This window comes from Nostoc sp. DedQUE02, assembly GCF_034531035.1.
In the GTDB taxonomy this organism is placed as follows: domain Bacteria; phylum Cyanobacteriota; class Cyanobacteriia; order Cyanobacteriales; family Nostocaceae; genus Nostoc.
In genome coordinates this window covers 90,994-117,770 of sequence record NZ_JAVRBY020000006.1, presented here as the reverse complement: position 1 = coordinate 117,770, position 26,777 = coordinate 90,994, and the positions used below count along the sequence as shown (strand labels likewise).

The 26,777-nt window shown below is 43.8% G+C and carries 15 protein-coding genes and 2 pseudogenes; 10 read left to right on the top strand and 7 right to left on the bottom strand.

Annotated elements, in window-relative coordinates; genetic code table 11:
* Positions 1-57: 57 nt before the first annotated feature.
* Positions 58-3,561: a tetratricopeptide repeat protein gene (locus RMX98_RS08395; RefSeq protein ID WP_409881332.1), complete on the bottom strand. Its 3,504-nt coding sequence runs from the start codon at positions 3,559-3,561 to the stop codon at positions 58-60.
* Positions 3,562-3,888 (bottom strand): hypothetical protein, encoded by a 327-nt coding sequence (locus RMX98_RS08390; protein WP_335189162.1) that lies wholly within the window; start codon positions 3,886-3,888, stop codon positions 3,562-3,564.
* A gap of 161 nt (positions 3,889-4,049) precedes the next feature.
* Between RMX98_RS08390 and RMX98_RS08385 the strand changes: the two genes are divergently transcribed.
* Both RMX98_RS08385 and RMX98_RS08380 read left to right on the top strand, forming a co-directional pair.
* A complete protein-coding gene (locus RMX98_RS08385; protein WP_409880852.1) occupies positions 4,050-4,349 on the top strand; it encodes a type II toxin-antitoxin system HigB family toxin in 300 nt (99 codons plus the stop codon).
* The gene (locus RMX98_RS08380) at positions 4,333-4,734 is read left to right on the top strand and encodes a type II toxin-antitoxin system HigA family antitoxin (protein WP_409880854.1); all 402 of its coding nucleotides are present in this window, start codon (positions 4,333-4,335) and stop codon (positions 4,732-4,734) included. The genes RMX98_RS08385 and RMX98_RS08380 overlap by 17 nt, the downstream gene beginning before the upstream one ends.
* 56 nt (positions 4,735-4,790) lie before the next feature.
* Here the strand turns inward: RMX98_RS08380 and hmpF are convergent, their stop codons facing one another.
* The gene (hmpF, locus tag RMX98_RS08375) at positions 4,791-6,554 is read right to left on the bottom strand and encodes a pilus motility taxis protein HmpF (protein ID WP_409880855.1); all 1,764 of its coding nucleotides are present in this window, start codon (positions 6,552-6,554) and stop codon (positions 4,791-4,793) included.
* Between the two features lie 370 nt (positions 6,555-6,924).
* Here hmpF and RMX98_RS08370 point away from each other — a divergent pair, with 370 nt between their 5' ends.
* The 6 genes from RMX98_RS08370 (at position 6,925) to RMX98_RS08345 (ending at position 20,180) form a co-directional block, all read left to right on the top strand.
* On the top strand, positions 6,925-8,100 hold the full coding sequence (locus tag RMX98_RS08370; RefSeq protein ID WP_409880856.1) for a response regulator: 1,176 nt from the start codon (positions 6,925-6,927) through the stop codon (positions 8,098-8,100).
* 334 nt (positions 8,101-8,434) lie between these two features.
* Positions 8,435-8,800 carry a response regulator transcription factor gene (locus RMX98_RS08365; protein WP_069073698.1) on the top strand — a complete coding sequence of 122 codons (366 nt, stop codon included), beginning with the start codon at positions 8,435-8,437 and terminating at the stop codon, positions 8,798-8,800.
* Between the two features lie 13 nt (positions 8,801-8,813).
* A complete protein-coding gene (locus RMX98_RS08360) occupies positions 8,814-9,344 on the top strand; it encodes a chemotaxis protein CheW (protein WP_409880857.1) in 531 nt (176 codons plus the stop codon).
* Positions 9,345-9,358: 14 nt separating this feature from the next.
* The gene (locus RMX98_RS08355; protein ID WP_409880859.1) at positions 9,359-12,298 is read left to right on the top strand and encodes a methyl-accepting chemotaxis protein; all 2,940 of its coding nucleotides are present in this window, start codon (positions 9,359-9,361) and stop codon (positions 12,296-12,298) included.
* A gap of 122 nt (positions 12,299-12,420) precedes the next feature.
* A complete protein-coding gene (locus tag RMX98_RS08350; RefSeq protein ID WP_409881329.1) occupies positions 12,421-17,787 on the top strand; it encodes a response regulator in 5,367 nt (1,788 codons plus the stop codon).
* Positions 17,788-18,113: 326 nt separating this feature from the next.
* The gene (locus RMX98_RS08345) at positions 18,114-20,180 is read left to right on the top strand and encodes a prolyl oligopeptidase family serine peptidase (RefSeq protein WP_322679911.1); all 2,067 of its coding nucleotides are present in this window, start codon (positions 18,114-18,116) and stop codon (positions 20,178-20,180) included.
* 236 nt (positions 20,181-20,416) lie between these two features.
* Here the strand turns inward: RMX98_RS08345 and RMX98_RS08340 are convergent.
* The 4 genes and pseudogenes from RMX98_RS08340 to RMX98_RS08325 form a co-directional block, all read right to left on the bottom strand.
* Positions 20,417-24,103, bottom strand: a pseudogene (locus tag RMX98_RS08340) (PAS domain S-box protein); the annotation flags it as partial.
* A gap of 81 nt (positions 24,104-24,184) precedes the next feature.
* Positions 24,185-25,144 (bottom strand): annotated as a pseudogene (locus RMX98_RS08335) (GAF domain-containing protein); the annotation flags it as partial.
* A 104-nt stretch (positions 25,145-25,248) separates the two neighbouring features.
* Positions 25,249-25,548: a helix-turn-helix transcriptional regulator gene (locus RMX98_RS08330; protein ID WP_322679909.1), complete on the bottom strand. Its 300-nt coding sequence runs from the start codon at positions 25,546-25,548 to the stop codon at positions 25,249-25,251.
* Between the two features lie 240 nt (positions 25,549-25,788).
* The gene (locus tag RMX98_RS08325; RefSeq protein WP_322679908.1) at positions 25,789-25,938 is read right to left on the bottom strand and encodes a hypothetical protein; all 150 of its coding nucleotides are present in this window, start codon (positions 25,936-25,938) and stop codon (positions 25,789-25,791) included.
* Between the two features lie 269 nt (positions 25,939-26,207).
* On the opposite strand from RMX98_RS08325, the gene RMX98_RS08320 reads away from it, so the two are divergent.
* Both RMX98_RS08320 and RMX98_RS08315 read left to right on the top strand, forming a co-directional pair.
* On the top strand, positions 26,208-26,501 hold the full coding sequence (locus RMX98_RS08320) for a hypothetical protein (protein ID WP_322679907.1): 294 nt from the start codon (positions 26,208-26,210) through the stop codon (positions 26,499-26,501).
* A gap of 23 nt (positions 26,502-26,524) precedes the next feature.
* The gene (locus tag RMX98_RS08315; protein ID WP_322679906.1) at positions 26,525-26,683 is read left to right on the top strand and encodes a hypothetical protein; all 159 of its coding nucleotides are present in this window, start codon (positions 26,525-26,527) and stop codon (positions 26,681-26,683) included.
* The last annotated feature ends 94 nt before the right edge of the window (positions 26,684-26,777 follow it).

Genomic DNA, 26,777 nt, shown 5'->3' with positions numbered 1-26,777 from the left:
TGCGTGAGACAAAAATCTTTCAGGAATTACGAACTTGTACTGAGCGTAGCCGAAGTATTACGAATTACGCATTACCCTATCAAGACTTGCACTCACACTTTCAGCATCCGGTGACTTCAATCGCTGCAAAATCTCTAAAGCTGGTTGCAAATAGGATATCGCTTTAGTGTATTCACCCTGCTGTTCTGCCAAATCTCCTAACCTCCGCAGAGTCATTGCTTTGCCTTGGACATCTCCAATGCGTTCTTTTATTTCCAAAGACTGATTGAAAAGTGCGATCGCTTGCTCCACTTCCCCTTTGTCAGCGTAGAGTATTCCCAGTTGGTACAATATCGTTGCTTTGGTTTGGACATTACCAATGCGTTGAGTTATTTCCAAAGATTGATTGAAAAGTGCGATCGCTTGCTCCATTTCCCCTTTATTCGCTGAAATAATTGCTCGGTTATACAAAGTATTTGCTTGGCTTTTGACATTGCCAATGCTTTCTGTTATTTCTAAAGACTGCCTGACAAGTGCGATCGCTTTCTCCACGTCCCCTTTGTTGGCGTAGATATCTGCTAGATTCTGCAATGTCGCCGCTATGCCTTGAAGATTACCAATGCGTTGAGTTATTTCCAAAGACTGATTGAAAAGTGCGATCGCTTGCTCCAATTCCCCTTTGTTGGCGTAGATATGTCCCAGTTCGTGCAACGTAACCGCTTTGCCTTGGAGATTACCAATGCGTTGAGTTATTTCCAAAGACTGATTGAACAGTGCAATAGCTTCATCCACTTCTCCCTGATTAGCATATACAATTCCCAGTTGGTTTAACGTTGCCGCTTTGCCTTGGACATTCCCAGTGCGTTCATCAATTTCAAGAACTTGATTGTAGAGTGCGATCGCTGCTTCCACTTCCCCTTTGTTGGCGTAGATATGTCCCAAACAGTGCAACGTCGCCACTTTGCCTTGGACATATCCAATGCGTTCAGTTATTTCCAAAGACTGATTATAAAGTGTGATTGCTTCATCCACTTCCCCCTTGTCGGCTTTTAGTATTCCTAAATAGTGATAGATTGACGCTAATTCTCGTTCGTCTTCTGCGGGACAAAGATTTAAAGCTTGTTGGTAATAGTTTAATGCTCGATCAACCTCACCCATTTGGTGTTCACAATAAGCAATTTCTTTAAGAACACTATGGTTTTTAGTAATTTCTAAGGTTGATTTGCACAGAAGTATTGCTTCCCGAAATCGACTTTTATTCCGAAAGTGCCCCGCCAATGAATTACCTATTTTCCCCGCAATGTCTTCATCCTTACCCAGGAACGCCAAGCGATGAATTTCTAACATTTGTGCTTCCGTTGCAGTTTTCGCCTCTTCCCACCACAGGCGATACAAAATTTGTGCAGCTTGTTTATACAACTCTTCACCCTTAGGGTTTTCTGGAAACTTTAGCAACGGTGACAAAATCCGGGGAACACGATATAACCTCTCTGTGTTGTTGGTGAGCGTAACTTCCAACAAACCCAAAATTTCAGCGCGTTGAATATGACTATCCCAACTTGAGATATCCTCACAAATCGGGTCAATAGCAGCTTGAGGAACAGGTAACTCATACACCAACAACTTCCCCAGCATTTGACGCAAAGCTGGAGTTTGCTGCTTCAGCAATTCCTGTGCCAAAATATCCTCACGAAATTCCTTTTCCTTATCTGCCATCTTTTGCAGAATCATCTCAACTCCCCTCATATACCCCTCCTCGCTTGCGGGGAGGGGTGCCGTAGGCGGGGTGGGGTTCTGGGAATTTTGCAAAATCTTATCTAACCATTCCAACAGCCGAGGATTTCCATCTGCTGCTTGTTTGGCACGTTCCGGCAAATCTGGCTGAAATTGCCAACTGCCATTAAACGAATCCAGACGATTATACTTTTTAATTAAATCTGCCCCACCCAAAGCCCCCAGAGATTCGCGGTACAGACGATGATTCAGTTCCGACAATGTGAAATTGTAGCGACAGGTAATAATTACCTTGTGGGGAAGTTGGGAATTTTGCATCGCCTTCAGCAACGACAGCAGTACATCCACAACTTGTGGTTGCAAGACATAAACCCCATTTCGTAAATCCAAATTAGCCTCAAAGTCATCCAGCACAAAGGCAAAGCGCTGTTCTTTGGTATTGAGTCCTTCAGTGAAAAACTTGGTGAGACGCTGCATCAAGGGTAACTTGCCATTGAGAATTTCATGCCCCCGTTCCGAGGTACATTGTTCAGCAAGGGTTTTGAGCAGTTTGTCCTCATCCAGTTGCCGAAAGTTCACCAGCCTGTGATAGCCAACCATCCTTTCCAGAAGTCGCGCCGTCACAGTACTCTTACCCACACCCCCCAGTCCGTGAATGAGTACCCCTAATGAAGTGCGAATCGCTTTGAGACAACGTTGCAAAGTCCGCCGTCTCCCAACAAACTCAGAGGGTTTCGCCACCCGCACCTGTTGGGTATCGGGATCTAAAAACTGTTGATAAGCAGGTTCCGGCGCTGAGGGTGGCACATCTCCCAACACATCCACCAACGCACCGGGACACTCTCCCTGAATATATAACCGCAACAAATGCCAGTCACGCACATTCTGTTTAAACAACTGCTGGTAAGTGCTAGCGAGTGCTTGGGCTAATTCATATCCAGCCGCCAATTTGCCGTAGAGGTGCGCGGCGGCGGCTGTAGCTGTCCGATCTTCCACAGGCCGCCCCCAACTTAAAACCGCCCTAGCCCCTTGGGCAATTAGTGCCTCAGCCATCGAAGGGACAGCCCCTTTATCTGGTGCTTGTCCAGTCCGACACCCAGATAAAAACACCAATTTGGGAAAGCGAAACCGAAAGACTTCCGCCAGTTCTGCGGCTGTGGTTTCGTGGCGTTCCCCGATTTCCGTCTCAGTGATAAAGTAAGGCGTGTAAGGTGCTTCATCTTTAATTGAGGCGTGTCCTGTCAGGTGAAACACATCAAAATCATCAAGATAGCGACTCCACACCTTACCCAACTCGCTGACGCAACCGCTTTCTTCCACCCGCAAATCTACAGCAAAATCTCGCGTATCTGCCAGAATTCTCGCTTCTTCCTGTTCAAACTCTAACTTTGGTTCCACATCTTCCGGGTCGGTTGCCATAAACAATACTCGCAATTGTCGTGCTTCCACAGAAAACCCTGCCGTTTCTTTCTCAATCCAGCGCAGAGGTAACACCACTGGATTAACGCGCTTGACCAAAAAATCCTCACCATCATGCAGCACTTCCCAAGGTAGATGTGCCAGTTTTTTATCAGTATCAATGGCAATTACCAACCCCTCACCGCGACAGTTAGCAATTCCCCGACTCAACCAGCGTCCATCCCCATCCAACCAAAAAAATAACTGCTGCCCGATTCCTCGTAAATTGGGCAGCAGTTTATAGTAATCTCGTTCGCCTTGCTTGAGCAAATCAGCGATTTCTGCTAATTTCAGGCGACGTGATTCATAGTGCTTTATTTGAGGTAGCCAATACCTGAGTTCAACAGTTTCCTGCGTACTTTCCCGAAGTTGAATGCGGATAGTTTGCACTTATTTGCTGATAGATTTGAGGATTTCCGTGATTTCCTCTATAGTAGCTTCTTCAAGTAAAATCCTGTTTCCAGTATCAGGGTCAAGAATTACCACATCAAATTGCTTTCCTGGATGAGATTTATGCCATTCTTGATACCATTTGCGGATTTGTTCAGCTAAAGCCGCAACACCACCGACAATGCCGACAATAGTAGCGATCGCGGCGAGAGTTCCCTCTCTTTGCGTCGGTACTTCATAGCTTCCCGATATTCCAGGGATTTCTAGCAAAGCCTCGGCGGCTGCTGGTGCGCCTTCACCTTCGATTCCGATTTGAATTTCTGCCATAAACTTACCTGCGAATTTATACAAGATTCTGTATATTATCCGTAAATAATGAAGCTGCTGCACGCAATTGGCGCTATCAAGCTTTAAGTGCGATCACTCAAGTAAAAGCCGACTGGATCTGTTTTAAGTAGTTATTTAAAATCTTTTTGTTATTAGGGACGATGCACATTATTAGTTTTAGAATCTTAAGAGAATATGCAGAAAACCATGCAGATTGTCAGGAAGCATTAAGCAATTGGTATAAGGTTGCTACTAAAGCGAAATGGTCAAATTTAGTTGAAGTACAGCAAATTTTTATTAAAACTGAAGCTGTTGGTAACTTTACAGTGTTCAATATTAAAGGAAATAAATATCGCTTGATTGTTAGTATAGATTATGAAGGGCAGTTAATTTATATTAAATATATCCTCACCCATACCGAATATGATAAGGAGAACTGGAAAAATGACCCTTACTTTTAATCCAGATAAATACAAGGAGTTATTAACAGCTTATCTTCCCAAACTTATAAAAAGTGAAACTGAAAACGAACAAGCTTTAGGGATAGTGGAAGATTTAATGCACCGGGAACGCACCCCAGAAGAAGACGAGCTTTATCAGTTATTAGTTACTTTAATTGAAAAGTTTGAACAAGAATATTATCAGTCAAGCCAGCAAAATAATCCTACGTCTATGTTGTTATTTATTTTAGAACAATCTGAGATAAGTAGAGATGATTTAGTATCAGTTTTAGGGACAAAAACTTTGGTTGATAATATTTTAAATGGACAAGAGAAGATAAATACAGAACAAGCTCGTAAACTGGGAGAGTTTTTTAATGTAGAATCTAGTTTATTTATAGAGTAATAACTAAACTCCTAGTTCGTACTTGGGCTTTAGCTAGGCTAAAGCCCCAAAACTTGTTAAGAAGCTAGTAATTCCGGCTGAGGCATTAAACTCTGGAGAGTATGACGCAACTGAGCGATCGCTTGGACTTGATAATCACCAGTTTCTTGGAATTGATCCAAAGATTCTGCAATTCCTTGCAGCTTTTGCCGTAATCCATCTAGAGAATCTTGAATTGGTTGTAGTGCTTCTTGATAAAGATTCACTCGACCAGATAATTCAGCAGTTGTTCTTCGTAGGGATAGCAAATTTTCCTCAATCGCTTTCAATTCTTGGCGCTTTTCATCTAGATCGTGAGTTTGATTGTCAATCATTCCCTGATTTAGCTCAATACCAGAACGAATTTGCTCAATCTCACGTTCCAGCTTTTGAATTTCTTGTGAATATTGTTGTCGCTGGGTTTCAATTTGTAATAAAAGCGGTTCTAAATTAATTTTGTTGTTGCTTTCTTCTTCTTCAACAACAGTATGTCCTTGTCGCCGTAGCAGTACAGCTTGGTGTTGCTTAAGAAACTTCTGATGCTGGAGCATATTCCGGCGTTGTCCCACCAAACTGGAGTTTAGCATCTGATAAAGGTCTTTTTCATCAGTTAGTTCCAGTTCCAGATTAATGTGGTCATGGTCAGCTGCATTATTTATTTTAGTTTGGAGTTCTTCTATAGCTTCTTGTTTATATTTTAGTTCTTGTTCTTGATCGTGAACAAAGCTAGCGTCGATTTCTAACTTATACTGCAAGTCTTGGACGATCTTTTGTAGTTCTTCTAAAGGCATTTTCTCCAAAGCCTCCACATCCGCTTGCTTGCCGAGAACTACATCACCAGATGTTGCCGCTAAAGAATGCATCTGTTGATATAACTCTTCGGCATTTCGTAACTGCTCTTTAACTAGTCGAGCATACTCTTGCTTGCTGGTAAGGTCTGCTGTATTTATCTGTAATTGGGCTGTTTGCTGAACTAAAGAATTTTGTGCTTCTTGCAATGCATTTTGGCGATCGCTAAAAGTTTGTGACAATAGCTTTACTTCTTCTTGCTGTTGAGCGATCGTAGTTTTTTGCTCCTCTAGTTTTTGCCAGTGCGGGATCAGAGTCGCTTGCTGCTTTTCGATCAATTCAAAGGCCAGACGCAGGTGTTCTCTGACTGTTTCCGTGGGAACAACACGACTAGACAAGCGATCGAGTAACTCACTCATTACCCGACTTTGCTCCTCATCTAAAACTGTCCCTGGTTGAAAATCCGCAAGACGTTCCTCTAGACGACGCTGCTCACCCCGTAAATGCTCCCAAGCGCCTTCCAACTCTTGGCGGTTGCGCTCAACTTCTCCTTGTAATCGTTCAATTTCCTGGCGGGAAGTGTCAACTTCCTGCTTTTGCTCCTCCAAATGTTGCAACTCTTCCTCCAACTGTTGCAACTGTTCCGAGCGTACTTCCATGTCCATTTCACGGCGATTCAACTCTTGCGCCTGAAATGTTAGCGACTGTTTCCACTGATCAATTTCATCTTCCTTGAGCTTAAATTTCTCCAACTGGCGGGAAAAATTCTGCAAAATGTTGACTAGTGGACGACCAGCTTCTTGAATTCGCTGCACTTGACGATTCGGATTCAGTTCAACTAGTACCAAAGCCCCATCATTTAATTTGCTTGCGTCCTCAGCAGCAATCACTTCTTCCGACACAGTACTCCAATTCTGGTCAGTTCGCTGACAAGCTAGCAGTTTCAGTTCGGTTTTTGCACCGCCGCTAAGTAAACCACCTTTCTGTTTTTGTACTTCTGCTAAATACAGCACACCGTTAGTCCTTTATTGATGCACTTAAAGTTTATGTTTTGGGATATATCTTAAATAATTCTGTTAACTTGTGTCACTGAACCGGAGTTTAGGAAAACAAGACAGACAAAACTATAGACGCGAGATATTACGTCTTGATACTTATATAAGCGATCTGGTCGCGCCTTTATATTTTGTACTGATGACAGTGATGATGACTTCCGTGTTAACACTAGCTTTATCGAAGTGTATTACGAAAGATGAAGGTTTATAGGTTAATGTATTCCCTAATGACAATAAAAATAGAGTAACAATCTTTCCAATAATCCATAATCAATACTTAAACAAGAGGTCAGAATTCCGCAAAACTTAAGGAGTACTTTTTAGCTAAATGCAGGGAAATTTAAATGAAATTGATATTTGCAGTATTCTGCAATTGATTGAGTTGGGGCAACGAACTGGGCAATTATGGGTCGAAGCTCATAGCTCTCACCATCACAACAAACTAGGTGGAGAGGGAGCAAGCATTTATCGCCCTAAACAACAGTCTTGGTTCGTCTTTTTCTTGAATGGTCAAATTATCTATTGCCAAGAAGGCGAGAGTAGTTTGTCCAGAATTAACGATTATTTACGTCATTATCGAGTTGAGACGCGACTCACCGACAAACAATTTTTTTCCTTACCACCAACCGACGCGCCAGAGTATGCCTATCTTTGGGCGCTCTTGGAGCGGAATATCATCAACCCAAAGATAGCTGGTAGTATCATTCAGGGCTTACTGCATGAAACTCTCTTTGACCTGCTGAGTTTATCCCAAGGTAACTTCATTTTCCATCAGGGTGTCCCACTTGCCCCGCAATTAAACACTTTCGAGATTGCTCCATTTGTGACAAAAATTACGAAGCAGCTGCAAGAGTGGAAGCAGCTGTATCCACACATTCAGTCTCCAGAACAATTACCAGTACTATCTGACAAAGTTCAGCTACAATCTTCCTTGCCAGAAGCAACCGTGAATAAGCTACAACATTGGGCTGATGGTAAAACATCTTTGCGTCAACTGGCTCGTTATCTCAACCGAGACATTTTGACAGTTGCTAAGGCAATATACCCATACGTGCAACAAAGTTGGTTACAACTGGTATATTCAGAAACAAATCTACCAAATACCCACACGGTTAGCGAGGAATTGAAAAGAAAACCAAGGGGGCGGATAGTATGTATTGACGATGCGATCGCCATCGGTGAGACTATAAATTCCATCTTACAACCACAAGGTTATGAAGCGATCGCTTTCACCAATCCCTTAGAAGCACTGAGTCTGGTTTTTCAACTCAAACCGGATTTAATTTTGTGCGACATCGCCATGTCGGAATTGGAAGGATACGAGGTTTGCTCCATGCTGCGACATTCAACAGCATTTCGGCTGACACCGATTATCATGCTTACTGGGAAAGATGGTTTTATTGATCGAGTCAAAGCTAGCATGGTTGGGGCAACAGATTATTTGACAAAACCGTTTACAGACACCGAGTTACTCATGCTTTTGGAGAAATATATCAAAAACTAATGAAAATTGGGCATTGGGAAAGAGGAGGCAGAAGTTCTTTAATTTTGAATACTTCGGCTTACCTCGACTTCGCTCGGCACAAGTCGCTCAGTACAAGTTTTGAATTTTGAATTGATTGCTCCTTCATCTGTGGGGCATATAAAGAGATCAAAGATTTGTTGATCTACTAAAAGATGAGTAAAAAGATGTTATCACAGAGTCAGCTAACTCAGTGAAACATCAATCTCCGGGAAAATAGTCAAGACATAAAATTAATTTATACAGTTAATACTTGCGGAGGAATCAGGGAATGTTCCAATTAGGAACGTCTACATCAGGAGGTAAATAGACACTTATGAGCACAGTTCTGATTGTGGAAGACAGTATCGCGCAAAGGGAGATGATTACAGACCTCCTGAAAGCAACTGGCCTAACAGTTACCCATGCCAGTGACGGATTAGAAGCATTAGAGGCAATTCAAATAGCACCTCCAGATTTAGTGGTATTAGATATTGTCATGCCCCGAATGAACGGCTACGAAGTTTGTCGGCGGTTAAAATCCGATCCAAAAACCCAAAATGTCCCAGTGGTTATGTGTTCTTCCAAAGGCGAAGAATTCGATCGCTATTGGGGTATGAAACAGGGTGCAGACGCTTACATAGCCAAACCGTTTCAACCAACCGAGTTGGTAGGAACAGTCAAACAACTGCTGCGAGGATAAGGATAAAAACAACATGGTCAGCAAACCGGACTTTTTAAGTGGCGGCGGTCAAGACCACTTTCGACCAGAATTACAAGTAGAAAGTCCTGAAGGTGAGTTACATTTGAGGTTTTACATTCCCTCGCATCAGGAGTTTGCACTACAAGCAACTGGCATCCGGGAGGTAATTGAACTAAGTCCTGATAGAATCACCCCGATTCCTAATGCTTCTCCTTTACTTTTGGGTACTCTAAATTTACGAGGTCGAGTTATTTGGGTGGCCGATTTGGGTCAATTTCTAGGGGAAGCGAGTGCATTAAACACGGATAGAGCTGAAATTTCGGTGATTGCCATTGAAGAGCAAGACACAATAGTAGGTTTAGCAGTAGAGGAAATCGGTGGTATGGATTGGCTGGATGTCCAGAATCTCATGCCACCAACTAGTGTTCCTGATACAATGGCCCCATTTTTACGTGGAGAGTGGTCATTAGGTGCTAAAAACAATCAGTGTCTACGACTGCTCGATCAAATGGCAATTGTACGGAGTGCGCGGTGGGCAGGATGAAATTGGAGGAGGAAATGGCAGCAAGTATTGATAATTACGAGCCAACATATCAACAGGCGATGACCGCCTATGTTCAAAGGAATTATGAGGTTGCGGCCACTTTAGTTGACCAAGTGGTGCAAAATTTACCAGATGACCCCAATTCCCATTTGTTAAGGGGTCACATCTACTATGTTTTACAGCAGTATGATGTAGCAAAAGAAGAATATCAACAGGTATTAGGCTTGACTAACGATCAAGAAATTATTGGTTTTGCCAATAATGGAATTGAGAATATCAATCAATATTTAGAGTCATTCGGTGGGCAGATTGATACATCAAAAAGTCAAGAGCAAATAAATTCCTCAGAAATGTCCGATCCACTGGCATATAAAGAACCAGAATTAGAAGATTTGAGCGCTAGTGAGGAGTTTGACAGCAATAACCTTGATTTGAATTTTTTTGGAAAGCATGAAGAAACTGTGAATGACGTTGAAGAGATATCTTCAAAAAGCCCATTTGACATACCCACAGAAGATAGTATTGGAACAGTAAAAATATCAGATTCTTCCACACCTTTTGGTGACGACCCTTTTGCTTTGGATGAAGAATCACAGGAACAAGAGCCAAATCACCGTTGGGAGGAGAACACAGAATTAGAGTTACCTGCTTTTTGGCAGGAGGAGATATCAGAAGATAATCTGGAAGAATCATTAGTAAATAGTCAGTTTTCAGATAATGGGATAAATTCTTCTCACGAAAATTCAACTATTGACAATAATAACTCTTCATTTGCGAATTCAAAAATTAGTAATAGCGAGAATAATTTCCCTGATTTGTTGAGTGAGCTAAAGCTTCCAGATCAGAATATTGGAAATTTAGAATATAAAAAATCTCGTTTTGGAGACGAAACTTTACTGATTGTTTCAGAAGAACTTGGAAATGGTTTGCCAACAACAAATAATTTGGAAGACAGCAGTCAAGAGGATTTGCCTGAAACCAAAGCACATAATTGGTTAAAATCAACAGATTTGGAAGCAGAGTCACCTTTTAAGCCAGATTTATCTAATGAATCTTCATCTTTAAGCAGTAATTTACCTCTAAAAGAGAAACAGTTCAAATCAAGTGAATTCATCAGTCAAAATAGCTTTGATGACGATGAAAATTTTGATATGGAAGCATTTGAGTCAGCCTTTGGCTCAGAGGGTTTAAACTCTTATGAAGACTCAACTAATATACTGAATGGAGAAAATTCTAAGAGCAATATCGAGTTTTTAGATGACTTTGAGGAATTTGACGATTTAGGCAATATCCCAGGGTTTGACCTGCTTGAAGGAGATTCTAACTTCGGCGATCTCGCAATGCATTCTGCTCCAGTGGAAACTAGTGAGACTGGACGCTCTCAAGTCGTAGAGGCTTTTCCTAGTAATGCAGCCGATCGCGAAGAAGAACTATTCTCAATGACTGGTTCCCATGAAGCCGTTCCAGTCTTTAGCCAAACAGATGCCTCGAAACTAGAACCCAATGTCAGCATCGAACAAGGATGGTTAGCACCCTTAGAAAATGCCTCGATAGAAAGGAAACAATGGTTAATTGCTGGCAGTGTGGGCATTGTTTCAGCGCTGGTTGTAGCCACAGTTAGCTTTGTCGCCACCACATTTTCGCCACCCCAACAACGAGAATCAGTACGAAACACAGGCTGGGCAATGTCATTGGCAGCTGGGATTGCAGGTTTTGCTACCGCAGGCTTCATGGGAAATCTGACGCTGAAACAAATTCGGCGCACAACAGATGATCTCCAAGCTCAGTTTGAAGCTGTACGTCAAGGAAATCTGAATGCTCAAGCTACAGTGTTTTCTGAAGATGAATTGGGGCATTTATCCACTGGCTTTAATGAAATGGCGCGGGTAATTTTCACAACCACAAGTGAAGCCCAACGCAAAGCCGATGAACAAGAGGAAGCCAAAGAAAACCTGCAACGTCAGGTGATTCGTCTCTTGGATGATGTGGAAGGTGCTGCTAGAGGCGATTTAACAGTCCAGGCGGAAGTGACAGCCGACGTACTCGGAGCCGTAGCTGATGCCTTTAATTTGACAATTCAAAACCTGCGGGATATCGTTCAACAGGTAAAAGTGGCGGCGAAGGATGTAACAAAAGGGGCAACCAACTCTGAAACTTTTGCTAGAGCCTTATCTAGTGATGCCTTGCGCCAAGCAGAAGAGTTAGCAGTAACGCTGAATTCTGTACAGGTGATGACTGACTCGATTCAACGGGTAGCAGAGGCGGCGCGGGAAGCTGAAACCGTTGCTCGTGATGCTAGTACGATCGCTCTCAAAGGTGGCGAAGCAGTAGAAAATACCGTGGCAGGGATTTTAGAAATTCGCGAAACCGTTGCCGAAACCACTCGGAAAGTGAAGCGACTGGCGGAATCTTCGCAAGAAATTTCTAAAATTGTAGCGTTGATTTCTCAAATTGCTTCCAGAACAAACTTACTAGCACTCAATGCTAGTATTGAGGCAGCAAGGGCAGGAGAAGCGGGACGCGGGTTTGCGATCGTCGCAGATGAAGTGCGCCAGCTAGCAGATAAATCTGCTAAATCCCTCAAGGAAATTGAACAAATTGTGATGCAAATCCAAAGCGAAACAGGCTCTGTAATGACCGCGATGGAAGAAGGCACACAACAAGTAATTAAAGGGACAAAATTGGCAGAAGATGCCAAGCGATCGCTCGAAAACATTATTCAAGTGGCGAATCGCATCGATATTCTTGTGCGCTCTATTACCAGCGACACTGTGGAACAAACGGAAACCTCCCGCGCCGTCGCTCATGTAATGCAATCAGTAGAACTGACCGCGCAAGAAACTTCCCAAGAAGCACAGCGAGTTTCAGGTGCCCTACAACACTTAGTAGGTGTATCCCGTGACTTAATCGCCTCCGTTGAGCGTTTCCGAGTGGAAACAATGGAAACCAGATAAATTGTCATTTGTCCTTTGTTCTTTGTTATTTGCTAATGACCAATACTTCGGCAACGCTCAGTACAAGTGACCAATGACCAATGACTAATAACTAATGACTAATGACTCTTGACTAAAAAACTATGCTGCCGGAACAACAACAGCGGATTTTGGGTTACTTTATTGAAGAAGCCAGGGATCACCTGAATACCATTGAGCAAGGCTTGCTGAATTTAGAAGGTACCCTGAACGACCCGGAAATGATCAGTGAGGTCTTCCGGGCGGCTCACTCCATTAAAGGAGGAGCCGCGATGCTTGGATTGACTAGCATCCAGCATACCTCCCACCGTCTGGAAGATTGTTTCAAAGTTCTTAAAGATAATCCGGTTCAGATTGACCAAAAGTTAGAGTCTTTATTTCTTGGTGTATCTGATACCCTAAAATCGCTGTTAGAGCATTTGAGTGGGCCTTATGGTCTTTCCGAAGATGCAGCTAATACTTTGATGTCAGAAACTGAGCCAGTCTTTCAATGGCTGTATCAGCATCTAGAACTACTTGTAGAACAAGCAAAGAGTGGAGCAGCCACCAGTCCTGACGCAACAGAACTTACAACTTCTGTAGAGAATGTCTCCACCCTTACAGAACTTTTCCTGCGGCGAGATATTCCTAGTTTGGCGGAAGAAAGCCATCAGGAATCTCCAGACTTGGTAGGATCACAGGAAGTGCGTGACCCTCACAAACTCACTAACCCTGCGCTATTACCAGTTACCGCTAAAGAAAATAATAATTGGAGCGAGTTTCAAGCCCAGGTGCTGCAAACACTACGGGAAATGTTGCAATTATTTAAGCAAACCACAACCTCCTCAACTCGGCAAAACCTCCAGCAATGCTGTCACCAGTTAGTCAAACTTGGTGAGACTTGGAATTTGCCTAAGTGGTGTGGTTTGTGTCAAGCAGCAGGCAGTGCGATCGCAAATCCGGAAAATAGTTATCTGACTTTAGCTAAAATTGTCATTACCGAAATCAAACAAGCTCAAGAATTAGTTCTGCAAGGTAGAGAAGCCGAAATTGCAATTAGTCAGCAACTAGAAGCACTTTTGAGCGTTGCAGAAATTGAGTTATTAGAAATTACCCCTGATTTGTTTGATGAACAGTCTGTGGTTTTAACACAATCAGAGCCAATATCTGCTAACACCGAGCTGTCAATCCAGACAACTGAAGAACTGAATCTAGACGAAGATAGTAGCGATCGCGCAGCTGGCTACGCCAACGTCAAGGGCGATCGCCCCTCTCTCCAGTTACAAAAAACACAACTAAACGCTGCAACTCATACTAGTCTTACTTTCACCACACATGACGAAGCACATCCAGTCAGTAACAATCTTGACCCCAATGGCCCAGAGGTAGGAATAGCTGAGTTAAATACCCTTGCTGATTTATTTGAAGGTGAAACTCCCGAACTAGATGAAAGCTGGCATCAAGAAGAAACCTTAGATATTGTTGCCACCGATGACTTTGGAATTGATTTCAGTAGCACTGATGCTGTTGATGGCGATTTATCCGATCTACTCTCCTTTGATGAAGACACAAGCAACGCGCAGCACCCAACAACTACAACTGCGGCAGAAGATTTATCCTTGTTATTTGGCGACAATTTCCTAGAAAAAGAGAATTCAGAACCGCAAAATCAACAAATAGCTGCTACGACTGTAGAGTTAAGTGATATTAACGTACTTGATATAAATTTCGACTCTTCTTCTCCAGAAATTTTAGAAGAATTTATTGATATTCCTAGCGATCCAAACCAGACTCTTGAAGAGATTGCCCAAAATAGTGTAGTTGAAGATTTATTGACACTGCCACTAGATGATGAACAACCATTGCCAACAGGTGAAGTCACTCAACCAGAAACTGAGTCCTTCGCCAGTGTGGAACTATCTACCAACCAACAAAACAATTTTGATAACTTATTCTTAGAAACTAGAAATGCAAATTGGGTAGAAGAAATTACCCCTAGTGATTACATAGAATTACCCCAGCAAACAGGCTTATCTTTAGACAACCTATTTGCTGAAATGGGAGAACAGACACTACTGCCAACAAGTGAACCAGAAATCGGTGATTTATTTGATACATCTCCTACAACAGCACCTGAGTTTTCTCAATCAGAAAATGATCTGAGCAACTTCTGGAATCAGGAAATCACAGAGGAAAAGGACGAATTCGATTCCTTAATTGAGCAGAATGTAGAAAGGGCATTAGATGAGAGCTTGTTTAGTGTGGCGGCTGATGACATTTTTGCCGACACTCAACAGTCCATATCTTCTCCTATAGCCAGTTTTGATCTAGAAAAAGATTTTGATATCAATTTCGAGCATCAAGAGCAGCTAGATTTGATATTATCATCAGATGATGGAGATGATTTATTTGCTGAATTAGCACCGACTAGCTCAACTATTTCCCCTGTAATCAACGATGCTTCTACGACTGAAACGCCCTCGTTCGCACAGCATCCAGAGGAAGAAGTTATTAGACCACAACAACCAGAAGCTTTAGATTTTGCTCCAGAATTTACTAATCAGCCCACAGAAATATCTGGTGTTGATCTGGAAGTTAATTCATTAGGCTCTTTCGATGAAAATCCACAGCTACTCTTTGAAGATGTAGTAACGGACTCCACCTATATTCAGATGGAAACCGCAGAGAATTCTGTGGATGTATCAGAAACTATTAGTTTTGGTGAAACTTCAGATTCAACTTCACCAGAAACACAGCCAGAAAATTTGTTCGGCTCCTTCGATGAAAATCCACAACTAATTTTTGAAGATGTAGTAACGGACTCCACCTATATTCAGATGGAAACCGCAGAGAATTCTGTGGGTGTATCAGAAACTATCAGTTTTGGTGAAACTTCAGATTCACAACAGACAAGCTCAGAAGTTTTAGATAGTGATGAGAATAATAATTTAGAAACAACCTTTGAATTCGTAGAAAATACACTTTTTGAAAATAATTTATTATTTACAGAAACGGCTCTGGTAGAAGTAGTAAACCAGGAAGAATTAGGAGAGAAGGCGGAAACCATTGACTCAGAAGCCTTCAATGACTTCACACAAACGGTTATTCAGGAAGATATAGAAACCGAATTGTGGGATCTAGGAGAGACATCTGAAGTTGCAGTAGTCTCAGAGGGAGAAAATGCTATTATTTCGCCGACTGAAGAATTAGCCACTACAGAAACCATTGAAGAAGTTGCTCCAGATGATGAATTTGCAGACTTGGAAGCATTACTAGGAGAAGAAGTAGCACCTATCCCGAAAGTTAAGGAGATACCAGAAGTAGATTTTGCTGCCCTAGAAGAATTGCTAGGTACAGATAACGACAGCAATGTTTACGACGGGCTACGGCAACGCCAGCCTTTGGACATTCAACCAGTTTTAGCTAAAAATCCTATTCCGTCACCAACGATAAAAGATGAATTTGGTGATTTGGAGAAGTTGCTGGCAGAAGCAGATCAAACAATATCTCATTCACCCTCGGTAAAATCGAACGCCAGCAAAACTACGCGCCCCTCTACTCGTCGGGCTGCGAGATTTGAAGAAACAATGAAGGTTCCAGTTAAGCAACTGGACGATATGAGTAATTTAGTTGGGGAGCTGGTGGTAAATCGCAATACCTTAGAGCAGGATCATGAACGGCTGCGGCAGTCATTAGATAACTTGTTGATTCAGGTACAACAACTCTCGGATGTGGGTGCAAGGATGCAAGAGTTGTACGAGCGATCGCTACTAGAAGCCTCTCTGTTAGCTGGACGCAAAAAGAAAGAACCTGGCTTACAAGACCCTGATTCCAACGCTGATAGAGGTTTTAGCGAGCTAGAAATGGATCGTTTTACTCCCTTCCACACACTTTCACAACAGATGATTGAGCGCATTGTGCGAGTGCGTGAGTCAGCTAGTGACATTGATTTTGTTACCGAAGAAACCGAGCGAGTCGCAAGGCAGTTCCGCCAAGTCACCACCCAGTTACAAGAGGGATTAACTAGAGCGAGAATGGTTCCTTTTGCCCAAACTATCGATCGCTGGCGGCGTGGAGTGCGCGACAACGCCATCAAGTGCGGCAAACAAGTAGAGTTGGTAATTGAAGGTGGCGATACCTTAATTGACAAGATGATTTTGGATCATCTGACCGATCCATTAACTCATATGCTGAATAATGCGATCGCTCACGGTATTGAAACTCCAGAAGAGAGGCAAGCTGCTGGTAAACCACCCGTGGGAATCATTACTATCCGCGCCTTCCACCAAGGCAACCAAACGATCATTTCCGTCGGTGATGATGGCGCAGGCATAGATTCTGCAAAGGTCAAGGCTAAGGCGGTGAAGATTGGCATGATTACAGAAGCGCAAGCAAAAGCCATGTCTCGCCTAGAAGTCTACGATTTGCTGTTCCAATCTGGTTTTACGATCAAAGACCAAGCCGATGAAATTTCCGGTCGTGGCGTGGGTATGGATGTAGTACGCTCCGAGATTAGCGAAATTCGGGGAACAGTGAACACCGATTCTGCGATCGGCAAAGGAACCACCTTCACCATTCGTTTACCACTGACTCTAAGTATTTGTAAAGCTCTCTGCTGCGTCTCCGATCGCTCCAGGATCGCCTTCCCGATGGACGGTGTAGAAGATACGCTAGATATTCCAGTCAAAAATATTCAGCACGATGCCAATGGGCAATCATTTATTTCCTGGCGCGATACGGTGCTACCATTCCGACCCCTGAAGGAACTTTTAACCTTCAATCGCCAAATCAGTCGCGGTAATGTCTATGGCGGCACCAGAGATGATGATATGGTTTCTGTGGTTGTGGTGCGATCGGCAAATACCCTGATTGCTCTACAGATTGACCTGGTGTTAAGCGAACAAGAAATTGTAATTAAGCAATTTGAAGGGCCAGCACCTAAACCCATTGGTGTAGCTGGTGCTACAGTTCTGGGTGATGGTCGGATTATGCCCATTGCTGATGTACTGGAAATTATTGACATCTTCCAGGGACGGATTTCTACACAAGCTGGTGGCAATTCTTGGCAACAAAAACTCACTCCTCCAGATACCTCTCCCGCGAAGATTGACCCGACAGTGCTGATTGTTGATGACTCAATTACAGTTCGAGAATTGCTATCCCTGACATTTAATAAAGCCGGTTATCGCGTAGAACAGGCACGTGACGGTCAGGAAGCTTGGGATAAACTCCGCTCTGGTCTGCCTTGCGATATCGTATTTTGCGATATTGAAATGCCCCGTTGCGATGGTCTGGAATTACTCTCTCGCATCCAGAAAGACTCTAACCTCAACCACTTACCGATCGCAATGCTCACCTCGCGCGGTGCAGACAAGCACAGACAAATTGCCGCTCAACTCGGTGCTAGTGGCTACTTTACCAAGCCCTATCTCGAAGAAGCTCTACTTGAAGCCGCAGCACGGATGCTCAAAGGAGAGAAACTCGTTAACTAAATCAACCAAAAGACTTCGATTTTAGGGAAAACTCTACACGCTTCTACCTCGATTAAAGCTAATACTATTATTTAATAGTACAATTGTTCTATAAGCAAAAATAGCACGTTTAGCCCCGGCTTCTGACGGGGCTTTCTTTTTGAGAACAATTAGAGTGTATACCCCAAGTCTCAATACTTGTCGGGTTTTGGGGAAAAGGCAAAGAAAAAACCTTTAACCTTTTCCCCAAACCCAATTCTGAGTTCAAAATCCAAAAACCGAGTAGTATTGCCCCAAGTCTTGGGTCTATCTTTGTAGTATGTAAAGAAGCACTTTGACCTAAGACTATGCCTTCTTCTGAAAATCTCACTTACCCAACCAGCCATAAGAGTAATCAAGTCGATGACTATCACGGTACTTCAGTCGCAGATCCTTACCGTTGGTTAGAAGATCCTGATTCCGAAGAAACAAGAACTTGGATTGAGGCACAAAATCAAGTTACTTTTGGCTACCTGAGTGAAATTCCTGCTAGAGAAAAAATTAAACAGCGCCTTACCAAACTTTGGGATTATGAAAAATATGGTATTCCTTTTAAAGAAGGCGAACGTTACTTTTATTTTAAAAATGATGGACTGCAAAATCAAAGTGTTTTTTACACCTTGAAAACCCTCGATGACCAACCCCAAGTTTTACTCGATCCCAATAAACTCTCAGAAGATGGCACTGTTGCTCTTTCGGGATTGTCGATTAGCGAGGATGGGAAACTTTTAGCTTATGGTTTATCCTCCTCCGGTTCTGATTGGCAAGAGTGGAAAATACGCAATGTTGAAACTGGTGAAGACCTTCAAGACCACCTGAAGTGGATTAAATTTTCTGGCGCATCTTGGACACACGATCATCAAGGTTTTTTCTACAGTCGCTACGATGAACCAAATGAAAAAACTCGATTAGAAGATGTCAACTATTATCAAAAGCTCTACTATCATCAACTAGGTAAACCTCAATCAGAAGACGTTTTAATTTATCATCGTCCTGACCAAAAAGAATGGGGTTTTAGTGGTGGCGTGACTGAAGATGGACGCTATCTCATAATTTCGGTTTGGCAGGGTACTGATTCCAAAAATTTGGTTTTTTCCAAAGATTTGACTAACGCTAATGCGGAAGTCGTAGAACTAATTAACCAATTTGAGGCAGATTATAGCTTTATCGACAATGATGATAGCGTGTTTTATTTTCGCACAGATTTAAATGCACCGCGGGGAAGAGTGATTGCAATTGATACCAAAAACCCTACACCAGAAAATTGGCAAGAAATTATTCCCCAATCAGCAGAAACTTTGGAAAGTGTCGGTATACTTAACAATCAGTTCGTTGCTGATTACCTCAAAGATGCTCACAGTCAAATCAAAATTTCTGATCTCAAAGGTGCGTTTATTCGAGAGGTAGAACTACCAGGACTCGGTTCAGCTGGAGGCTTTGATGGTAAGCGTTATGATACTGAAACTTTTTATAGCTTTACTAGCTTTACCACACCAGGCACTATTTATCGCTACGATATGGTGACAGGAAAAAGTGAGGTTTTCCGTCAGCCGCAGGTAGATTTTAATCCTGATGAGTACGAGACAAAACAAGTCTTTTATCACAGCAAAGATGGTACTAGAGTGCCAATGTTTATTACCCACAAAAAAGGGATTAAATTAGATGGAAATAATCCTACTTATCTCTATGCTTATGGCGGTTTTAATGCCTCAATGACACCTAGTTTTTCTGTGAGTCTGTTGGTGTGGATGGAGATGGGTGGAGTTTATGCTATGGCTAATCTTCGCGGCGGTGGAGAATACGGCGAAGAATGGCATCAAGCAGGAATAAAGGATAAAAAGCAGAATGTATTTGATGACTTTATTGGCGCTGCTGAATGGTTGATTGCTAACAAGTATACTAAGACTGAGAAGCTAGCGATCGCAGGTGGTAGTAACGGCGGTTTATTGGTGGGTGCTTGTATAACGCAACGTCCCGATTTGTTTGGTGCAGCAATACCCGCCGTCGGCGTTATGGATATGTTGCGGTTCCACAAATTTACCATCGGTTGGGCTTGGACTTCCGAATATGGTTGTGCAGATAATTCAGAAGAGTTTCCGGCGCTGTATGCTTATTCGCCATTACACAACATCAAACCAGATACAGCTTACCCTGCAACCTTAATTACCACAGCCGATCATGACGATCGCGTTGTCCCTGCTCATAGTTTCAAATTTGCCGCCGCTTTGCAAGAGGCTCACACAGGTGATGCGCCAACGCTAATTAGAATTGAGACAAAAGCAGGACATGGTGCGGGAAAACCCACGGCTAAAATTATCGAAGAAGCCGCAGATAAATGGGCTTTTTTGGTACGTGTTTTAGATGTGAAATTTTAGCTAATTTTGTAGGGTGGGGATTACCCATTAGACCTCTTGCAAAAGTAACTTTTGCAAGAGGCGGGAAAAGGGGAAAGGTTATGGTTCGGCAAGCTCACCAACCAGGGGAAAGGTTTTTTTATTCCTTTTCCCTTTCCCCCTTACCCTTTTCCCTACTTATGCAAGAAGTCTATTCTACGAAGCTAAACTAATTGAATCAATAATCAATTTACACAAAAAACGGAAAGTTAATTGCGTTATAGTAAGCTTGCGATCGCCCTGACTAACTTCTCTGGCTCTACAGGTTTTGTAATGTGAGTTTGAAATCCTACTTGAAGTGCTCTTTGTCGGTCAATTTCTGCGGCATAAGCAGTCAGTGCGATCGCTCGAATGGTTCCTCCTTGATTTAGTGGGCGAGATCGAATCTCCTGCATCAGCATATAGCCGTCCATCTGTGCCATACCTATGTCACTCACTAGCACGTCAGGAGTGAACTGTTCTAGAGCTTGCAAAGCTTCTAAACCAGAAGCGACGGCTGTCACATTTGCCCCGCATTGTTCTAGCACAAATGCCTGAAACTTGCGGGTATCTGGTTCATCATCCACCAGCAAAATTTGAACGCCGTTTAAAGGCACTTCTGCTTCTATTTGTGTGTGGATTGGCTCGGATGGAATCGCTCTTGCCTGCTGCATGATGGGCAATTGGATGGTGAAGGTTGCGCCTTGATTCTCACCCTGACTTTCTGCTGTCACCGTGCCCCCGTGCATTTCTACAATTTGCTGCACGATCGCTAGCCCCAATCCCAACCCGCCAAATTTGCGTGTCGTTGAGCCATCTTCTTGCCGAAAATACTCAAAGACATGGGGCAAAAACTGTGGATTGATGCCCTTGCCAGTATCGATTACCCGAATCTGAGCTAGCCCGTCGAGTTGCCGCAGTTCAATCGTCACTTGTCCGCCGTTGGGTGTGAATTTAACTGCATTGGTAAGCAAATTCCACACCACTTGCTGCAAACGGGCTGCATCGCCAGAAATCGGAGCGATCTCAGAGTCAAGATCGACAGCGATCGCAATATTTTTTGCTTCTGCTGCTAAACGCACCGTTTCAATGGCGGCAGAAATCACAAAAGTCAAATTTAGTGGAGTCGCTGTTAGGCTGAGTTTGCCCTGCATGATGCGGGAGATGTCGAGTAAGTCTTCGATTAGTTGCGTCTGTAGATTGGCATTGCGCTCGATAATTTTCAAGGCTTCAGCTCTACGGGCTTCGCTCAGTTTGCCGTTTTGTAGTAACTGCGTCCAGCCCAAGATCGGGTTGAGAGGCGATCGCAATTCATGGGACAGCACCGCCAAAAACTCATCTTTGATTCGGTTGGCGCGATCGGCTGCCTCTCTTGCGGCTTGTTCGCGGGCAAGGAGTTGTTCTCGTTCTGCCTGGATGCGTTTTTGCTCAGTGATGTTGAGTACAGTGCCGACAAAGCGTTGGGGATTGTCGGCAGCATCAAAGTAAGTCTGTCCTCTGGCGGCAATCCACCGTTCAATCCCATCTTGAATCCCAATTGTGCGATATTCTACGTTATACTTGCCGCTACTTTTTGGATTCAAAGTCCATTGCACCACCTGTTCTAGTCGTTCGCGATCGTCGGGGTGCAGTCCGGCAAAAAAGACCTCAATGCTGCTCTCGGCTTCTGGTGGTAAGCCAAACATGGCTTTGCAACCCTCATCCCAAATCAATTGATTGGTGATCAGATTCCAGTCCCAAGTGCCTAATTGAGCAGCTTCGATCGCCATACGGAAGCGATTTTCACTGTCGCGTAAGGCTGCTTCAGCGCGGGCGCGTTCGATCAGTGGAGCGACACGCGCCGCAACGTTTTCCAGCAACAACATCTCATCCGCCGTCCAATGGCGCGGCTTGTTGGAACTGACTCCGATCGAAGCCACCCAACGCCCTTCACGGACAAACGGTGCGATCACATAGGATTGCATATTGATAAGCGTGTAATTGTCGGCAAAATCTTGTGTCCACGGATGTGTGTTCACGTCGTCAATCCCGAACGCTTGATGTGCTGCCGTCTCCCACGATTCCTTCGCGCCGAAAAGGGTAAGGTCGTAAGTTCCGGCAAGGTCTGATCCGTCGAGCCGCCAATCGGGTAAAACCGTTACTTGTCTGCCGTCCGGCATGACATCAAGATAATAGCAGCGATGCCCATTCAAAAACGTTCCGACTTCGCGCGTGACGATGCGGTTGATTTCCACTGCATCCGTCACCGTGCCGAGTCTTCGGCTTAACTCGGTCAGAAACTCCACTTGTCGTTCGGCTTGTTTGCGCTCTGTGATGTTGCTGAAAATAATGGCGACTTTATGCTCTTCCGGCTCATCCACCGGAAAAGCGTACAAATCGAACCAGAACCCCATCGCTTCGGAATTGTTGACCCACCGTTCGGGCTGTCTTGTTTTGGCAACTCTTCCGAGAGTTTCTGCCCAGTGCGGCTCAATATCCGGCACCAACTCGCGGAGGGTTTTGCCAATTGCGTTTTTGAGCGCGGTGATGTTCTCGAAGGCCGGATTAGTTTCAAGATAGCGGTAGTCAACTGCCTTTCTGGCATCGTCGAATAAAACTTCGACCAGACAAAAACCTTCGTCAATCGAATCGAACAGCGTGCGGTATTTCTCCTCCGATTCGCGCAAGGCGGCTTCGGCGTCGGCGCGTTCGACTGCCGCCCAAGTGCGCTCTGCTACTTCTTCCGCCAAGGACACTTCGTCCTTCGTCCAAGCTCGTGGCCCGGATGTGTGAACTGCCAGCCCAGCTACGAACTCGCCCCTCTTGAGCAGTGGTATGCCGATGTATGCCCCAATTTGGATCGCAGCATAGGCTGCTCGCTGTCTTGGGGATAGGTTGAGATCGGCTTCCACATCGGACGCGGACACGGTGCGACCGATACGGTACGCTGCGATCAGCTTGGGGCCGAACGAATCAATCGGGTAATTGCCAGCGAGTGGTGTGGCTTTGTTTACATAGTCACGTTCAACGACGTAATCAGCACCGCGAACCTCGAAGTAAGCTACTCGGTTCGCGCCGAGATATTCACCCAGCAAACGACTGGCCGTAGCCTGAATCTCTATTGGGTCGGCAAGCAAACGAAGCGCATCGGTGAGAGAAACACGGAAAGCATCAAGTTCGGCGGCTCGCCGCAAAATTTCTTCTGCCCGTTTGCGATCGCTTGTATCGGTGAACAAGAGGGCAAACTGATGATTTTGCGGTTCGCCGACTCGAAAAGCGTTGACATCAAACCACTGATTCATTGCCAGGGATTGATTCTCAAACCGCACGGATTCACCAGTCTGCACGACTTTGCCATAGATATCAAACCAATGCGCTTCTATATCTGGAATCAGTTCCCGTATCGTTTTCCCGACCGCATCCTGAAGTCCCGTCATTCTTTCAAACATCGGATTGACTTCTAGAAGGCGATAATCAATCGGTTCACCGTTCTCATCAAACAGCATTTGGCAGAGGCAAAAACTTTGGTCGATTGACTCAAACAGCATCCGGTAGCGTTCTTCAGATTGACGCAGGTTTGCGGCGGTTTGAATCTGCTCGGTAACATTCTTGAAATAAACAGTGATACCGTTTGGGGCGGGGTAGGTGCGAACTTCGTACCAGCGATGGTGATCCGGGTAAAATGCGGTTAATGACGCAGCCGCCCGATCTTGCATGGCGCTCCAGCAAACCTGCGCCAACTCATTGCCAATCAGTCCTGGATATTCTGACCACAAATTCTTGCCAATTAAATCGCCTGGAGTGCGATCGAGCAAGGTTTCGGCAGCTTGATTCACATAGGTAAACTGCCAGTTCTCATCCAGGGAAAAGAAGGCTTCAGCGATGCTCTCCAGAATATTCCGGCTCTGCTCCTCGCTTTGGCGCAAGGCTTGTTCTGCCTGTTTGCGTAAGCGAAGCTGGTCAAAGACATGGGTGATGTCTCGCATCACGCCTGCTACTGCTTCTACTGCGCCATTTATGCCCAAAAGTGGCACGAAAATGTATTCATAGGTGCGTATGCCGATTGCGCTAGTGTAGGGCGTTTCATCCTTGAGTAGCTGACGCGTGGCGATCGTCTGTTGAATCTGTTGCTGAAGTCGGGCCGCTAAATCGGTTGGATAATCCAGCTCAAAAAAGTTCTTTCCCAAAGCTTCATCCGAAGTTTTTTGCCAAAGATTGAGCAACGCTGGACTGACATACGTGAACCGTCCCGCCAAATCAAAGGTGTAAATAAAATCGGGAATTGCAGTGGCGATCGCGTTAAACTTCCGCAGTTGCCGTTCGAGTTCGGTGCAGCTCTCACGCGAAATGGCTTCGGCACGGGCACGTTCAACGGCTGCCCATGTCTGTGCTGCGGTTTCCTCGACCCGTTTTACCTCATCTTCCGTCCACTGGCGAGGGTTTGCCTGATGCACCGCCAGCAACGCGACAAATTGATCGTTTTTGATCAACGGCACATCAATATATGCGGCAATATCGATTGACAGATAGCTTGCCTTCTGGCTAGCTGTGTATTTAGGGTAGTTTGCCACATCAGGAACGATCGCCGTTTGCCCTGCTTGATGGTCATCTCTCAGGTTGCGCCCAAAGTCTTCTAGATGGTACAGTCCGCTCAGTTCGGCAACACTGTTCGTGTAGTTTTTATGAACGATCACCTTTTTACCGCCGGGTAACACTTCGATGTAAATGACGCGGCTTGCGCCTAGAGATTCGCCTAGAATACGGGCAGCGATCGCCTGAATCTCATTAGCGTCAGTCAGGGGGCGTAGCGCATTGGCGAGCTTGACTCGAAACGCATCGGCTTGGGCAGCTTGACGCAAGGCATCTGTTGATGTCCGCCCTTGCAGTAAATCGGATTCTAGCTGCGTTTTTTCTATCGGCTGGGCTTGATCAAGTTCTGTCAACAGAATCTGCACAGCCGTTTTTAGGCTGTCCGACCAGGTTTCCATAGCCCCTAGCGGCGTTTGCGACCAATCGTGCGATCTCAACAATGCACCTATCTCGCCACCACCAACAAAGAGGTTTTCAACCCAAGCCTTGTATTCCTCTGCCTTCATGCTTTCAGATCCTTTGTCGGAAAGTATTTTTCTCGAATTGTCTGAGTGCATTTCCCTAAGGTGGCATCAGGTGACTCAGACAATTGGTTTAGCAGGGTGTCAATTTGCTTAAGTGCCAAAGGAGAAGGAGTCGCATATCCGTTTTCCCAGCGATTGATCGTCGGAAACGTGACATCAAGTTGAGTCGCAAACTTCTCCTGTGTCAGCTTCAGGGTTTGCCAGAGTTCATGAATCAATTGATCCACGGCTGGTTGTTCAACACCAAGATAATCCTGATGGAAAGGTATACGACTCAAACTTTATAAAGTCCTTTATTTCTATAAATTTTGATTAGTTTTGGCAAAGAGACAATCTATCTCAAGACGTAGACTGTTTTTGGCAATTCCGTTAGCAATATTCAATCAAATCTACGTTATTCGAAATTTCATCAATTCCCAATTATGAGGGACTTCCAGAAATAAAAATAGACAACGGCTAGTAATGATAATCACGCGGTTTTAGATTTGAGAGTTTCGCTAGGGGCAATAAATAATCCTTTAATAAGCAGCCCATCCCCGGCGGTGTCGCACCTCCCCTTCTAAAGCATTAACTATTAAATCATTATAATATGCACTGCCTTCCTTGAGTTTTTTGGCTTTTGCAAGCAAGTCAGGTGGAAAACGGATTATTAAGGCTTCGTGTTCCATAACAATGAGTGTAATCAGATATTGATATAGGACTCATATTTGATTTTTGAAAAAAATTCGGTATATTTTAATCTTCTGAAATCCTCTTGCCTATTGCCTACTAAGCCAAGTGATTTCAGTAATCAAACCGGATTCTTATAGTATTTATTGTATTCTGTCTATAGAATAGTACAACTCGGTTTTGTTCAACTCTCTTATCTCCAATCAGAGGGTGAGTTTTAATATTGATAGATGAGTTAAAATTAAATCACTTTAGGCAAATATTAACTATGAGATGGGAAGAAGTTTGTGAACACAAACAATTACAAGATTTACCCTTCAAAATCGAATTAAATAAATGGGGTCAAATCGTCATGAGTCCAGTCAAAATTAAACATTCTTTTTATCAAGGAAGAATCCAACGGTTATTGGAATCTTTATTGAATACAGGAGAAGTCATGCCAGAATGTGCTATTAACACATCAGACGGTGTGAAAGTTGCTGATGTTGTCTGGTGTTCAGAAGAACGATTTTCTCAAATTGAAGATGAAGTATCAGCTTCTATTGCACAGAAATTTGTGTAGAAGTCAAATCAACTGGTAACATTTTGGAAGAAATGGAATTTAAAATAAATTTCTATTTAGAAGCTCAAGCTATTGAAGTATGGTTATGTAATGAACAAGGTCAAATTAAATTTTATAATCAGCAAGGTGAATTAGAGCAATCTTTGTTAGTACCTAATTTTCCTAAGCAAATTAAACGGTAATTGCAGAGAAGAAGGGAGAGAGCGTAGTTTACCGCCGTAGGCATCGCCTAAAATATCTATTTTTCAAATACATCTTAAAACTATTCATAAACTC

Excerpts from the sequence above, each read along its gene's own strand:
- RMX98_RS08390 (WP_335189162.1), bottom strand. The coding sequence starts at position 3,888 with ATGGCAGAAATTCAAATCGGAATCGAAGGTGAAGGCGCACCAGCAGCC.
- RMX98_RS08385 (WP_409880852.1), top strand. The coding sequence starts at position 4,050 with ATGCACATTATTAGTTTTAGAATCTTAAGAGAATATGCAGAAAACCAT.
- RMX98_RS08380 (WP_409880854.1), top strand. The coding sequence starts at position 4,333 with ATGACCCTTACTTTTAATCCAGATAAATACAAGGAGTTATTAACAGCT.
- RMX98_RS08370 (WP_409880856.1), top strand. The coding sequence starts at position 6,925 with ATGCAGGGAAATTTAAATGAAATTGATATTTGCAGTATTCTGCAATTG.
- RMX98_RS08365 (WP_069073698.1), top strand. The coding sequence starts at position 8,435 with ATGAGCACAGTTCTGATTGTGGAAGACAGTATCGCGCAAAGGGAGATG.
- RMX98_RS08360 (WP_409880857.1), top strand. The coding sequence starts at position 8,814 with ATGGTCAGCAAACCGGACTTTTTAAGTGGCGGCGGTCAAGACCACTTT.
- RMX98_RS08355 (WP_409880859.1), top strand. The coding sequence starts at position 9,359 with ATGGCAGCAAGTATTGATAATTACGAGCCAACATATCAACAGGCGATG.
- RMX98_RS08350 (WP_409881329.1), top strand. The coding sequence starts at position 12,421 with ATGCTGCCGGAACAACAACAGCGGATTTTGGGTTACTTTATTGAAGAA.
- RMX98_RS08345 (WP_322679911.1), top strand. The coding sequence starts at position 18,114 with ATGCCTTCTTCTGAAAATCTCACTTACCCAACCAGCCATAAGAGTAAT.
- RMX98_RS08325 (WP_322679908.1), bottom strand. The coding sequence starts at position 25,938 with ATGGAACACGAAGCCTTAATAATCCGTTTTCCACCTGACTTGCTTGCA.
- RMX98_RS08320 (WP_322679907.1), top strand. The coding sequence starts at position 26,208 with ATGAGATGGGAAGAAGTTTGTGAACACAAACAATTACAAGATTTACCC.